Here is a 13,041-nt window from a genome sequence, read left to right as displayed (position 1 = left end):
GCCCGGATCCCTCAGGGATCCGGGCCCCGCGCTCGTCGCTGCGCGGCGGTCACGACGCAGACGGTGAAGGACAGGTCCGCGCGCCGAGGACCACCGTCACGCCGAAGCCGACGGCGGCGAGGACGTCACGCATCACACCCGACATCGCCTCGTTCAGGACCGGCGCCACGCCCCAGCCGATCCAGACGCCGCCACCCGCTGCCGTGCCTGCAGCGTCTCCGCGTCGGCCCGGGCGTCCTCCTGCGGCTGCTTGCCTCTCGCCCCCCATGCCACGCAGGCCGGCGGTGTTCGGTCGCAACGCGCGTAAAAAGGGCGGGACCCCGGATGGTGATCCGGGGTCCCGCCCTTTGAACGCTGCCGACGCCTAAGGCGTACTACTGGCCGTCAGTTGTCGTCCTCGTCGATGAGAAAGCCGCGCATCGGCGAGGGAGCCTGGCCCATCGGGGAGGGACCCTGCGGACGTACCGGAGCCATCGGCTGAGTCATCGCCGGAGACATCTGCTGCTGACCGCCGTAGGACGGGGCAGCCGGGCTCGGCGCGCCCATGCCCGGGTTGCCGCCGTAGGACGGGGCGCTTGCGCCGGCCGGAGCCATGGAGGGCGCCGGGGACGGCGGCAGGGAGGCCGTGGCCGGAGTACGCGGCGGCGCGAGGGAGTCGTCCGCCTGGGTCTCCAGCTGACGCAGCTGGGACTCGAGGTACGACTTCAGACGCGTGCGGTACTCGCGCTCGAAGCCGCGCAGGTCCTCGACCTTGCGCTCCAGCGTGGCGCGGGCGGACTCCAGGGAGCCCATCGCGACGCGGTGCTTCTCCTGCGCGTCCCGCTCCAGGGCGTCGGCCTTGGCACGGGCGTCCCGCTCGAGACCCTCGGCGCGGCTGCGGGCCTCACCGACGATCTTGTTGGCCTCGGAACGGGCCTCGGCGATCGCCTGGTCGGCGGTCTGCTGGGCCAGCGAGAGGACACGGGCGGCGCTGTCGCCACCGGGGCCCTGACCGGGGCCGCCCATCGGACCGCCCATGGGGCCGCCCATCGGACCACCCATCTGCTGCTGCATGGGCTGGCCACCCATCGGACCCTGACCCATGGGGCCCTGGCCCATCGGACCCTGACCCATCGGGCCGGGACCCATCGGACCCTGACCCATGGGGCCGGGACCCTGGGGACCGCCCTGACCGCCGGGACCGGCGGGCAGCTGCGGGGCGCCGCTCGGCAGCTGGGGCGGGCCACCCATGGGGCCACCCATCTGCTGCTGCGGCGGGCCCGATATGCCCGCGGGCACCGGTCCGCCGGGACCTCGCATGCCCTGCTGCGGCATTCCCTGCGGGGGCATCCCCTGCTGGGGCATGCCCTGCTGCTGCATGCCGCCTTGCTGCATGCCGCCCTGCTGCATGCCACCCTGCTGCTGCATGCCGCCCTGCTGCTGGTCCTGCTCCGGCGGCTTGCGCATGTTCTGCTGGTTCTGGGCAGCAGCGCGCGTGGCCGCGGCCAGTTTGGCCCGCAGATCCTCGTTCTCACGGAGCAGGCGGGTCAGTTCGGCTTCGACCTCATCGAGGAAGGCATCGACCTCGTCCTCGTCATAGCCTTCTCGGAGGCGGACGGTCGTGAACTGCTTGTTCCGCACGTCCTCGGGGGTCAACGGCATCTCTTCACCTCAACGTAGTCGTCGGCATCGGCAAGACGGTAGTTCACATCGCTCACAGCCGACTCACGATCGAGATCAGGATGTAGACGATGATCATCAGTACGAAGAAGGACAGGTCGAGCGCCACGCCCCCGAGACGCAGCGGCGGGATTACCCGCCGCAGAAGCTTGAGCGGTGGATCGGTGACAGTGTAGGTGGCCTCCAGAACGACCACCATCGCCTTGCCGGGCTGCCATGAGCGGGCGAACTGGAAGACGTAGTCCATGACCAACCGGAAGATGAGCACGATGAGGAACACCATCAGCGCGATGTAGACGACATCCAGGACCACGCCCATGTTCGGTGCTTCCCTCTCCCCTGTTTCCGTGCTGCTCTGTACTGCTTTGTACTGCTTCTACCGGTCTTGTGTCTCAGCTCTGGTTGAAGAACCCGCCTTCTGCGATGCGGGCCTTGTCCTCCGCCGTGACATCGACGTTAGCAGGCGACAACAGGAACACCTTCTGCGTCACCCGCTCGATGCTGCCGTGAAGACCAAACACCAAACCGGCCGCAAAGTCGACAAGTCGCTTCGCGTCTGTGTCATCCATCTCAGTCAGATTCATGATCACAGGGGTGCCCTCGCGGAAGTGTTCCCCGATGGTACGGGCCTCGTTGTAGGTCCGAGGGTGAAGCGTGGTGATCCGGTACGGCTCTCGTTCCGACACGACCTTGGGCATGATCACCGGTGCGTTCTTCTCCAGGGACTGACGTTCTTGTGTGATGGACGCCACGGGCGCGATGCGCGCCGGACGCCCGGATTCCGCGGGGAGCGAAGAGGATCGCGCCATCGGCTCACGAGGGGCGGGCGGCTGTGTGATTCGCACCTCTTCGTCCCTTTGGGACTGATGTGCACCGTGAGACTGGTGCGCCGACTCGTGCCGCCGGTGGTCCCGCTCCGGTTCCGGGTCGAGCTCGGGTTCGAAGTCGTCGTCGGGGTCGAATCCCCTGCCGTCGTACCCATCGTCCTCCACGAGGCCGAGGTAGACCGCCATCTTGCGCATCGCGCCGGCCATGCTCTGAGTCCTCCGCTCTGTGGTGGATCGACTTTTTACTGCCAAGTCCTTCGATCCACGTGGCCCTTATGGCCGCCTTTCGGCGGTAATGACCATATTTTCTGCTGTGGTCCGACTTCCTGGCGACGTTACCCGAGCCCGGGGCGGACTCCGAGTACCGCAGTGCCGACGCGTACATGTGTCGCTCCGGCCGCCACGGCCTCCTCGAGATCCGCACTCATCCCGGCGGACACCATGTTCGCAGCCGGATGAGCTCGGCGCAGGTCAGTCGACAAATCCATCAACCGCCCGAACGCCGCTCGTTGGCGTCCGGCGAACTCCCCGGTCAGAGGGGCGACCGTCATCAGTCCCTCGAGCCGCAGCCCCGGGGAGCCGGCCACCAGGTCGGCCAACTCCGCGACGCCGCCCGGGGCCACGCCGCCGCGTTCGCCCCGCTCGCTCACCCCCGCGTCGAGGGCGACCTGGATGAGGCACCCCACCTCGCGCCCCGCCCGCACCGCCTCCTTCGACAGGGACGTCGCCAGCCTGGCGCGGTCGACGGACTGCACCACATCCGCGTAACCGACCACCGAACGCGCCTTGTTGGTCTGCAGCTGCCCGACGAAGTGCCAGCTCAGCGGCAGGTCGGAGCACTCGGCCGCCTTCGGCGCCGCGTCCTGGTCCTTGTTCTCGGCGACATGGCGCACGCCGAGGTCGGACAGGATGCGCACGTCGCTCGCCGGGTAGGTCTTGGTGACCACGATCAGGGTCACCTCGTCCCGCCCCCGTCCGGCGGTCGCGCACGCGGCGGCGATGCGCTCCTCCACTTTCGCCAGGTTCGCGGCGAGTTCGTCCTTACGGTCCGTCATGCCCTATCAGTCCAGCCAGACATATCCCGCGAGTCGCCCCGTGGTGCGATCGCGGCGGTATGAGAAATGGTCCTTCGACTCCCTTGTGCACACCGACGACCTCACCCGGTCACGTACCCCGAGCCGGTCGAGCTGTGCGTGCACCCCGGCGGCGACGTCGACGGCGGGAGTGCCCCACCCGGTCTCGGCGTGCGCCGCCGGTTCGACGGCTGCGACCTCGGCGCGCATCGCCTCCGGCACCTCGTAACACCGCCCGCACACGGCAGGTCCGGTGCGGGCGACGATCCGGGCGGGGTCGGCGCCGAGCGACGTCATCGCGTCGATCGCGGCGGGCACGATCCCCTTGACCATCCCCGGTCTTCCCGCGTGCGCGGCGGCGACGACGCCCGCGACCGGATCGGCCAGCAGGACGGGCACGCAGTCCGCGGTCAGCACGGCGAGGGCCAGCCCGCGGGTGGCGGTGACCAGGCCGTCCACCTCGGGGACGGGCCGGGCGGCCCACGGCCCCTCGACCTCGGCGACGTCGGCGCCGTGCACCTGGTTCATCCAGACGACCCGGCTCGGGTCGAGGTCGAGCGACTTGGCGGCGAGCTCACGGTTGGCGAGCACGGCGTCGGACTCGTCACCGACCGCTCCACCGAGGTTGAGCTGCTCATACGGAACGGCGCTCACCCCGCCCCACCGGTCGGTGAAGGCGAAGTGCGCGCCGCTCACGCTCTCGCGCTGTCCTATCACTTCAGGAAGTCCGGCACGTCCAGCTCCTCGGCCGCGCTGTCCGAGTAGGTCCGCGACGGCGGCACCGGCGGGGACGACGGGAGGTCGGCCACCGGCTCGGGCACCGGCTCCGGCTCCTCCTTCGGGGTCACGCTGCCGAGCGAGCCGAAGGACGGGCGGCTCTCGGGCTGCCGTACCGGAGTGGGCTCGTCGCGCCGGGCCGAGGACGAGCCCATGACGGTCTCGCGGCGGGCCGGCGGCTGGCCGCCGTCGAAGCCGGCCGCGATCACGGTGACCCGGACCTCGTCGCCGAGGGCGTCGTCGATGACCGCGCCGAAGATGATGTTGGCCTCGGGGTGGGCGGCCTCGCTGACCAGCTGGGCGGCCTCGTTGATCTCGAACAGGCCGAGGTCGGAGCCGCCGGAGATGGAGAGCAGCACGCCCCGGGCGCCGTCGATGGAAGCCTCCAGGAGCGGCGAGGAGATCGCCATCTCGGCGGCGGCCACCGCGCGGTCGTCGCCCCGGGCCGAGCCGATGCCCATGAGGGCCGAACCGGCCTCGGACATGACCGACTTCACGTCGGCGAAGTCGAGGTTGATCAGACCGGGGGTGGTGATGAGGTCGGTGATGCCCTGGACGCCGGAGAGCAGGACCTGGTCGGCCGACTTGAAGGCGTCGAGGACCGAGACCTGGCGGTCCGAGATGGACAGGAGCCGGTCGTTGGGGATGACGATGAGCGTGTCGACCTCTTCGCGGAGTTCCGCGATGCCGTCCTCGGCCTGGTTGGCGCGGCGCCGGCCCTCGAAGGTGAACGGGCGGGTGACCACGCCGATGGTGAGGGCGCCCAGGGAGCGGGCGATGTTGGCCACGACCGGCGCGCCGCCGGTACCGGTGCCGCCGCCCTCTCCGGCTGTCACGAAGACCATGTCGGCCCCCTTGAGGACCTCCTCGATCTCCTCGCGGTGGTCCTCGGCCGCCTTGCGGCCGACGGCCGGGTTGGCGCCGGCGCCGAGTCCGCGGGTCAGTTCGCGGCCGACGTCGAGTTTGACGTCGGCGTCGCTCATCAACAGCGCCTGCGCGTCCGTGTTGATGGCGATGAACTCGACGCCCTTGAGACCGACCTCGATCATCCGGTTGATGGCATTGACACCACCGCCGCCGACACCGATGACTTTGATGACTGCGAGGTAGTTCTGCGGTGCTGCCACGTCGAAGGCCTCTCGCCTCGAGTTACGTGTCGTCGCGTCACAGGTGATGCGATCCGACGACTGATGCCGAATGGGACGGTCCGTTTCGCCGACCCGAACCCTAACGCTGAAGTTTAGGGTTACCAGTGTGTCCGTTCCTTGAAGTCTTCTGAACAGGACACTAAGTCGACAAGTGGCGCCCGTTCAACGAACACGCCGAACCTCCCGTTTTTCTTTTCACCCTATGTGATCAGCCATGTCGCTGCCCAACCAGGGTGCTGGCCTGCGCTGATGTGCGTCAACTCCCCGATGACGCAGGGGCGGTGGGAGCGCTGACGTCGAAGTGCCGCGCGGCCGGGGCGGCTTTCATGAGAGCGGTGAGTGCGCGGCCCTTGGCGGCGCCGTTCTCGGCGCTGCCCCAGGCCACCGTGCGGCCGCCGGTCAGCCGCAGTGCGATGTCGTCGTAGGAACGGACCTTGACCAGCCGTGTCTCGCGGGCGACGGCGGACGGCAGCGAGTCGGCCGCCCGGACCGCCTCCCGCGTCAGCCGGGCCTCTCCGAACCGACGCAGACTCGCCGCCGCCGATCGCGAGGAGGAGGCCGCCATTTCCAGCATCGGGATGCCCTTCGGGGCCTCGGAAACCGTGGCGAAACGGACGCCCTCGTCGTCCACTTCCACGAAGTTCGCCCCTTTTCGGACCAGAAGAACCGGCGTTCGCTCTACCACTTTCACGCTGATTTCGTGCGGCCAGGAACGGACCGCCTCAACCGAGTCGATCCGGGGCAATTCCTTGCGGAGTCTCGCCTCGATCGCGTCGGTGTCGACCGAGACGAGCGGAGTTCCGACGGTCACGGCGGCGACTTCGCGCACCTGTTGCGGAGTCAGCACGACGGTTCCGGTGACGGTGACCTCCCGCACCCGCAGCCACTGCGAGCCGTACAACGCCCAGACGGCGCCCGCGCCGAGGAGGGAGACGGCCAACACGAGAACGATGATCATACGAACCCGGCGTGGCCCCAACCGTCGGACGAGGGGCGGGCCGGACGACTCCTGCTGGCGTGCACCGCGCTCGGCGGTGGCGGATCCGGCCACGCTCCCCTGCCCTTTCGTCCATCGTGCCTAACGGTGTGCACGAGAGGCGGCGATCGCCTCGTACACCATGCCGACGAGCAGTTCGTCGGCGTCCCGGCGGCCGAACTCGCTGGCGGCCCGGGACATCTCGTACAACCGGTGCGGATCGGCGAGCACGGGCAGGACGGTCTCCCGCACCCACTCGGGGGTCAGTTCCGCGTCGTCGACCAGCAGACCGCCGCCCGCCTTCACCAGCGGCTGGGCGTTCAGCCGCTGTTCGCCGTTGCCGATGGGCAGCGGGACGTAGGCGGCCGGGAGCCCGACGGCGGAGAGCTCGGCGACGGTCATCGCGCCCGCACGGCAGAGCATCATGTCGGCGGCGGCGTACGCGAGGTCCATCCGGTCCACGTACGGTACCGGGATGTACGGGGGCATCCCCGGCATCTGCTGCACCTGCGGCAGTTCGTTCTTCGGGCCGACCGCGTGCAGGATCTGGATGCCGGCCTGCTGCAGCCAGGGCGCGACCTGCTGGACGACCTCGTTCAGCCGCCGGGCGCCCTGCGAGCCGCCGGAGACCAGCAGGGTCGGCAGGTTGGGGTCGAGGCCGAACATGTGCCGGGCCTCGGGACGGGCGGCGGCGCGGTCCAGGGTGGCGATGGACCGGCGCAGCGGGATGCCGATGTAGCGGGCGTCGCGCAGCTTGCTGTCGGGTGTGGAGACGGCCACCCGGGCCGCGTAGCGCGAGCCGATCTTGTTGGCCAGACCGGGGCGGGCGTTGGCCTCGTGGACGATGATCGGCACGCCGAGGCGCTTGGCCGCGAGATAGCCGGGCAGGGCCACGTAACCGCCGAAGCCGACGACCGCGTCCGCCCTGGTGCGCTCCAGGATCTGCTCGGCGGCCTTGATCGTGCCGCGCAGCCGGCCCGGGACGGTGATCAGCTCAGGGGTGGGCTTGCGCGGCAGGGGTACGGCGGGGATCAGCGCGAGGTCGTAGCCCCGCTGCGGAACGAGCGTGGTCTCCAGGCCGCGCTCCGTGCCCAGGGCCGTGATCCCCACAGTGGGGTCCTGCCTGCGGAGGGCGTCCGCGAGGGCGAGCGCGGGCTCGATGTGGCCGGCGGTCCCCCCACCAGCGAGTACGACATGCACCGAAATTCACCGCTCTCCGGACGGGCGCGCCGCCGAGGCACGCCGTCGCATCGTTTTCCATCTCCGGAAGGCCCGTGCGAACGCGGAGCCCCCCGCCCCCCGCTTTCTACCAAAGCGGCGGGGCCGCATCGCAAGCGCCGCCCGCGCAGCGGGCTCGTCGCGTGCGAAAGCGATCAGCAGCCCGATGGCGAACATGGTCGGCAGCAGGGCGGAGCCCCCGTAGGAGAACAGCGGGAGGGGGACTCCGGCGATCGGCAGCAGGCCGAGCACCGCACCGATGTTGATCACCGCCTGAGCGGTGATCCAGGTGGTCACGCCTCCCGCGGCATACCTCACGAAGGGGTCCTCCGTGCGTCCGGCCACGCGGATACCCGCATAGCCTAGAGCCGCGAACAGGGCGAGCACCGACAGCGTCCCCGCGAGACCCAGTTCCTCGCCGGTGACGGCGAAGATGAAGTCGGTGTGCGCTTCGGGGAGTTGCCCCCATTTCTCCACACTCGCCCCGAGCCCCGAACCGAAGATCCCGCCGGAGGCCAGGGCGTAGATGCCGTGCACGGCCTGCCAGCAGGAGTCGCCCGGGCCGGGATCGGTCGCGCCGATGCACTGCAGCCGGGCCATGCGGTTGGGGCTGGTCTTGATGAGGATCACGCCGAGCGTGGCGGCGATCGACAGCACGCCGACGAACAGCCGCGTGGGCGCACCCGCCAGCCACAACAGGCCGAAGAGGATCGCCGTGAGGATGATCGCCGTGCCCATGTCGCCGCCCAGCATGATCAGCCCGAGCAGCATGAAGGCGACCGGGACGAGCGGCACGAGCATGTGCTTCCACTGGCTCAGCAGCTTCTTGTCCTGTTTGCGGGCGAGCAGGTCGGCGCCCCACAGCACGAGGGCGAGCTTGCCGAACTCGCTGGGCTGGATCTGGAAGGAGCCGCCCAGGGAGATCCAGTTCTGGTTGCCGTTGACCGACATCCCTATCCCGGGGACCTGTACCAGCGCCATCATGAAGACCGCGCCGGCGAGGATCGGGTAGGCGAGAGCGCGGTGCAGCTTCACCGGCATGCGGGACGCGACCAGCAGCAGCACCGCTCCGATGGTGGCGGCGAGGAACTGCTTGCGGAAGAAGAACGAACCCGGCAGCGACATCTGCAGCGCGGTGATCTGAGAGGCCGAGTAGACCATCACGAGGCCCAGCACGGTGATCAGCAGGCTGCCGCCGAAGATCAGGTAGTAGGCCGTCAGCGGCCGGTCCCAGGCCTTCTGCACGCGCGCGTGCAGCCGTCGTACGGGGTTGCCGCGGCGCGGCCGGGAGGCGCCGGCCGGTCTGCGGACGGTTCGCTGGACGGGCGGCCGCCCGGTACGGCTACCGGGCATCTGCCGCTCCGCTGTTCGCGGCGCAGCCGCTGCGCTCGGCTGCTGCGCCGTACGTCGGCCGTGACGGTCCCACGCGTCCCTCCCAAGGTCGCCCGGCAGGCGGCCGGGTCAGGTTCCGAGTTCGCGGACGGCCTGAGCGAACGCGTCACCGCGCTGGTTGTAGTTGACGAACATGTCCATGGAGGCGCAGGCGGGGGCGAGGAGCACCGTGTCGCCCTCGGCGGCGAGCCGCCGGGCCTCCTGGACGGCTGCGGACATCGCCCCAGTGTCGGTCCGGTCGAGGTCGACGACGGGTACTTCCGGGGCGTGTCGCGCCAGGGCTTCCCGGATCAGGGCGCGGTCGGCGCCGATGAGCACCACGCCGCGAAGCCGCTCGGCCGACTCGGCCACCAGCTCGTCGAAGGTCGCGCCCTTGGCCAGTCCGCCGGCGATCCACACGATCGACCCGTACGCAGCCAACGAGGCCTGCGCCGCGTGGGTGTTGGTCGCCTTGGAGTCGTCGACGTAGGCGACGCCGTCCACGTCGGCCACGTGGGCGATGCGGTGGGCGTCGGGCACGAAGGCGCGCAGGCCGTCCCGTACGGCCTTGGGGGGCACTCCGAAGGCCCGGGCGAGGGCCGCCGCGGCAAGGGCGTTGGCGATGTTGTGCGGGGCCGGCGGATCGACGTCGGCGACCTCGGCGAGCTCCTGGGCGTTCTTCTGCCGGTCCTCGACGAAGGCCCGGTCGACCAGGATGCCGTCCACCACGCCGAGTTGGGACGGGGCGGGGGCGCCGAGGGTGAAGCCGATCGCCCGGCAGCCCTCCTCGACGTCGGCCTCGCGCACCAGGTCCTCGGTGGCCTTGTCGGCGACGTTGTAGACGCAGGCGACCCGGTTGCCCTCGTAGACGCGCCCCTTGTCCTTGGCGTACGCCTCCATGGAGCCGTGCCAGTCGAGGTGGTCGGGGGCGAGGTTGAGGACGGCGGCGGAGTGCGCGCGCAGGGACGGCGCCCAGTGCAGCTGGTAGCTGGACAGTTCGACGGCCAGGACGTCGTAGCGCTCGTCGCCGAGCACCGCGTCCAGCAGGGAGACGCCGATGTTGCCGACGGCCGCCGTGCGCAGGCCGGCCGCCTCGAGGATCGACGCGAGCATCCGGGTGGTCGTCGTCTTGCCGTTGGTGCCGGTGACGCACAGCCAGGGGGCGGCGTCCGGGCCCCTGAGCCGCCAGGCGAGTTCGACGTCGCCCCAGATCGGCACCCCGGCCGCGCGGGCCGCCGTGAACAGCGGCTTGTCGGGCTTCCAGCCGGGTGCGGTGACGACCAGTTCGGCGCCCTCGGGCAGGGTCGCCCCGTCACCGAGGCGCACGGTGACGCCGAGCGCCTCCAGCCCTGCGGCCTGCTCACGCGCGCGTGCGTCGTCGCCGTCGTTGACGACGGTGACGTTCGCGCCGAGCCCGTGCAGCGCCTTGGCCGCCGGGATGCCGGAGACGCCGAGCCCGGCGACGGTGACGTTCTTCCCCTGCCAGTCGGTCACTTCTCTGCTGCCCATCCCGCGTAGAAGATGCCCAGTCCGACGATCACACAGATGCCCTGGATGATCCAGAAACGGACCACCACGAGGACTTCGGACCAGCCCTTGAGTTCGAAGTGGTGCTGCAGCGGCGCCATCCGGAACACGCGCTTGCCGGTGAGCTTGAACGAGCCGACCTGGATGACCACCGACATGGTGATCAGGACGAACAGACCGCCCATGATGGCCACCAGCAGCTCCGTGCGGGAGCAGATGGCGAGGCCCGTGAGGACGCCGCCGAGCGCCAGCGAACCGGTGTCGCCCATGAAGATCTTGGCCGGCGAGGTGTTCCACCACAGGAAGCCCAGGCAGGCGCCCATCAGTGCCGCCGAGATGACCGCGAGGTCCAGCGGATCGCGCACCTCGTAGCAGGCGTTGGGGTTGGTCAGCGTCTCGCCGTTGGCGCAGGACTCCTGGAACTGCCAGACGCCGATGAAGGTGTAGGCGCCGAAGACGAGCACGGAGGCGCCGGTGGCCAGGCCGTCCAGACCGTCCGTCAGGTTCACGCCGTTGGACATCGCGAGGATCATGAACAGCGCCCAGACGACGAACAGCACGGGGCCGATCGTCCAGCCGAAGTCCGTGATGAAGGACAGCTTCGTGGAGGCCGGGGTGTTGCCGCGGGAGTCCGAGAACTGCAGCGACAGCACCGCGAAGGCGATGCCGACGATGAGCTGGCCGGCCATCTTCGCCTTGGCCCGCAGACCGAGCGAGCGCCGCTTGACGATCTTGATGTAGTCGTCGAGGAAGCCGACCAGGCCCATGCCGCACATCAGGCCCAGCACCAGCAGACCGGTGTAGCTCGGCGGATTGCCCGTGATCAGCTTGGACAGGAAGTACGCGGCGACCGTCGCGAAGATGAAGGCGATGCCGCCCATGGTCGGCGTACCGCGCTTGCTGGCGTGCTCGCGCGGGCCGTCGTCGCGGATGTACTGGCCGTAGCCCTTGCGCGCCAGCAGCTTGATCAGCAGCGGCGTGCCGATCAGCGTCAGGAAGAGGCCGATGACGCCCGCGAAGAGGATCTGATTCATCATCGGGCGACGACCTCACCCTCGCCGTCGGTCGCGAGCAGCGCCTGCGCGACGGTCTCGAGACCGACCGAACGGGACGCCTTCACGAGCACGACGTCCCCCGGGCGCAACTCGCTGCGCAACAGGTCGACAGCCGCCTGTGCGTCGGACACGTGCACCGACTCCTCACCCCACGAACCCTCGTTGTATGCGCCCAGTTGCAGCCAGGCGGCTTCCCTGCCCCCGACCGCGACGAGCTTGCCGACATTGAGCCGGACGGCGAGCCGTCCGACCGCGTCGTGCTCGGCGAGCGCCTCGTCCCCGAGCTCGGCCATCTTGCCGAGCACCGCCCAGGTCCGGCCCCCCTTCGCCCGTGAGGCTTCGCCCATGGCTGCCAGTGCACGCAGGGCAGCTCGCATGGACTCAGGGTTCGCGTTGTAGGCGTCGTTGACGATCGTCACGCCGTCCGGGCGCTCGGTGACCTCCATACGCCAGCGGGAGAGGGAGCCCGCCTCGGAGAGCGCGGTGGCGATCTCTTGCGCGGACATGCCCAGCTCATGGGCGACGGCGGCCGCGGCGAGCGCGTTCGACACGTGATGCTCACCGTACAGGCGCATGGTCACATCGCTGCACCCGGAGGGTGTGTGAAGGCTGAAGGCAGGCTGTCCGGTGTCCGTGAGTCGCACGTTCTCGGCCCGAACGTCCGCTTCGCCGGACTCTCCGAAAAAGACCGCCTTCGCCTTCGTACGGGAGGCCATGGCCCGGACCAACGGGTCGTCGGCGTTGAGGATCGCGACGCCTCCGTCGGCCGCCGGGGGCAGCGACTCGACCAGCTCGCCCTTTGCCTGTGCGATCTGTTCGCGACCGCCGAACTCGCCGATGTGAGCGGTGCCGACGTTGAGGACGAGGCCGATCTTCGGGGGCGTCAGATCGGCGAGGTAGCGGATGTGGCCGATTCCGCGGGCGCCCATCTCCAGCACGAGGAAACGTGTTTCCTCGGTGGCCGACAGGGCGGTCAGCGGCAGTCCGATCTCGTTGTTGAGCGAACCGGGCGTGAACACGGTCGGCGCCTTGCGCCGGAGCACCTGGGCGATCAGGTCCTTGGTGCTGGTCTTGCCGGCCGAGCCGGTGAGCGCGACGAGGGTGGCGCCGAGCCGGTGCACGACGTGCCGGGCGAGGGCCCCCAGCGCCGCCTGGACGTCGTCCACGACGATCGCGGGCACACCGACCGGCCGGGAGGCCAGTACGGCCGCCGCGCCCGCCTCGACGACCGCTGCCGCGTAGTCGTGGCCGTCCACCCGTTCGCCGACGAAGGCGACGAAGAGGCTGCCGGGCGCCACCTCGCGGGAGTCCCGGACGACCGGTCCGGTGACTTCCACGGACGGATCCGGTATGTCGTGTGTCTGCCCGCCGACGACTGCTGCGATCTCGGCGAGGGAGAGGGCGATCACA

At 69.9% G+C, this 13,041-nt stretch carries 12 protein-coding genes; all 12 read right to left on the bottom strand.

What is annotated here, in order from left to right; all coding sequences use genetic code 11:
• Positions 1-384: 384 nt before the first annotated feature.
• On the bottom strand, positions 385-1,641 hold the full coding sequence (locus OHS82_RS31240) for a DivIVA domain-containing protein (RefSeq protein WP_328435031.1): 1,257 nt from the start codon (positions 1,639-1,641) through the stop codon (positions 385-387).
• 52 nt (positions 1,642-1,693) lie between these two features.
• On the bottom strand, positions 1,694-1,978 hold the full coding sequence (locus OHS82_RS31235) for a YggT family protein (protein ID WP_055633825.1): 285 nt from the start codon (positions 1,976-1,978) through the stop codon (positions 1,694-1,696).
• A gap of 73 nt (positions 1,979-2,051) precedes the next feature.
• Positions 2,052-2,693 (bottom strand): cell division protein SepF, encoded by a 642-nt coding sequence (locus OHS82_RS31230; protein ID WP_057580060.1) that lies wholly within the window; start codon positions 2,691-2,693, stop codon positions 2,052-2,054.
• Between the two features lie 128 nt (positions 2,694-2,821).
• Positions 2,822-3,541 (bottom strand): YggS family pyridoxal phosphate-dependent enzyme, encoded by a 720-nt coding sequence (locus OHS82_RS31225; RefSeq protein ID WP_057580058.1) that lies wholly within the window; start codon positions 3,539-3,541, stop codon positions 2,822-2,824.
• A 6-nt stretch (positions 3,542-3,547) separates the two neighbouring features.
• Positions 3,548-4,276: a peptidoglycan editing factor PgeF gene (pgeF, locus tag OHS82_RS31220; RefSeq protein ID WP_057580056.1), complete on the bottom strand. Its 729-nt coding sequence runs from the start codon at positions 4,274-4,276 to the stop codon at positions 3,548-3,550.
• A complete protein-coding gene (gene ftsZ / locus OHS82_RS31215; protein WP_057580054.1) occupies positions 4,273-5,463 on the bottom strand; it encodes a cell division protein FtsZ in 1,191 nt (396 codons plus the stop codon). Before ftsZ ends, pgeF begins: the two co-directional genes overlap by 4 nt.
• A gap of 277 nt (positions 5,464-5,740) precedes the next feature.
• Entirely contained in the window at positions 5,741-6,535 is a 795-nt protein-coding gene (locus OHS82_RS31210) for a cell division protein FtsQ/DivIB (protein ID WP_328435030.1), read from the bottom strand.
• Between the two features lie 27 nt (positions 6,536-6,562).
• Complete coding sequence (gene murG, locus OHS82_RS31205; RefSeq protein ID WP_057580051.1) at positions 6,563-7,660, bottom strand: undecaprenyldiphospho-muramoylpentapeptide beta-N-acetylglucosaminyltransferase; 1,098 nt, start codon at positions 7,658-7,660, stop codon at positions 6,563-6,565.
• A 6-nt stretch (positions 7,661-7,666) separates the two neighbouring features.
• Positions 7,667-9,031, bottom strand: coding sequence for a putative lipid II flippase FtsW (ftsW, locus tag OHS82_RS31200; RefSeq protein WP_328435029.1), 1,365 nt, complete (start codon positions 9,029-9,031; stop codon positions 7,667-7,669).
• 108 nt (positions 9,032-9,139) lie between these two features.
• Complete coding sequence (gene murD / locus OHS82_RS31195) at positions 9,140-10,558, bottom strand: UDP-N-acetylmuramoyl-L-alanine--D-glutamate ligase (RefSeq protein WP_266727412.1); 1,419 nt, start codon at positions 10,556-10,558, stop codon at positions 9,140-9,142.
• Positions 10,540-11,613, bottom strand: coding sequence for a phospho-N-acetylmuramoyl-pentapeptide-transferase (gene mraY, locus OHS82_RS31190; RefSeq protein ID WP_057580045.1), 1,074 nt, complete (start codon positions 11,611-11,613; stop codon positions 10,540-10,542). The genes murD and mraY overlap by 19 nt, the downstream gene beginning before the upstream one ends.
• Positions 11,610-13,040: a UDP-N-acetylmuramoyl-tripeptide--D-alanyl-D-alanine ligase gene (locus OHS82_RS31185; RefSeq protein WP_057580042.1), complete on the bottom strand. Its 1,431-nt coding sequence runs from the start codon at positions 13,038-13,040 to the stop codon at positions 11,610-11,612. The genes mraY and OHS82_RS31185 overlap by 4 nt, the downstream gene beginning before the upstream one ends.
• Position 13,041 lies beyond the last annotated feature (1 nt).

This window comes from Streptomyces sp. NBC_00425, assembly GCF_036030735.1.
GTDB lineage: Bacteria > Actinomycetota > Actinomycetes > Streptomycetales > Streptomycetaceae > Streptomyces.
The sequence above is the reverse complement of the archived record's forward strand: the minus strand, read 5'-3'. Positions and strand labels throughout refer to the sequence as shown.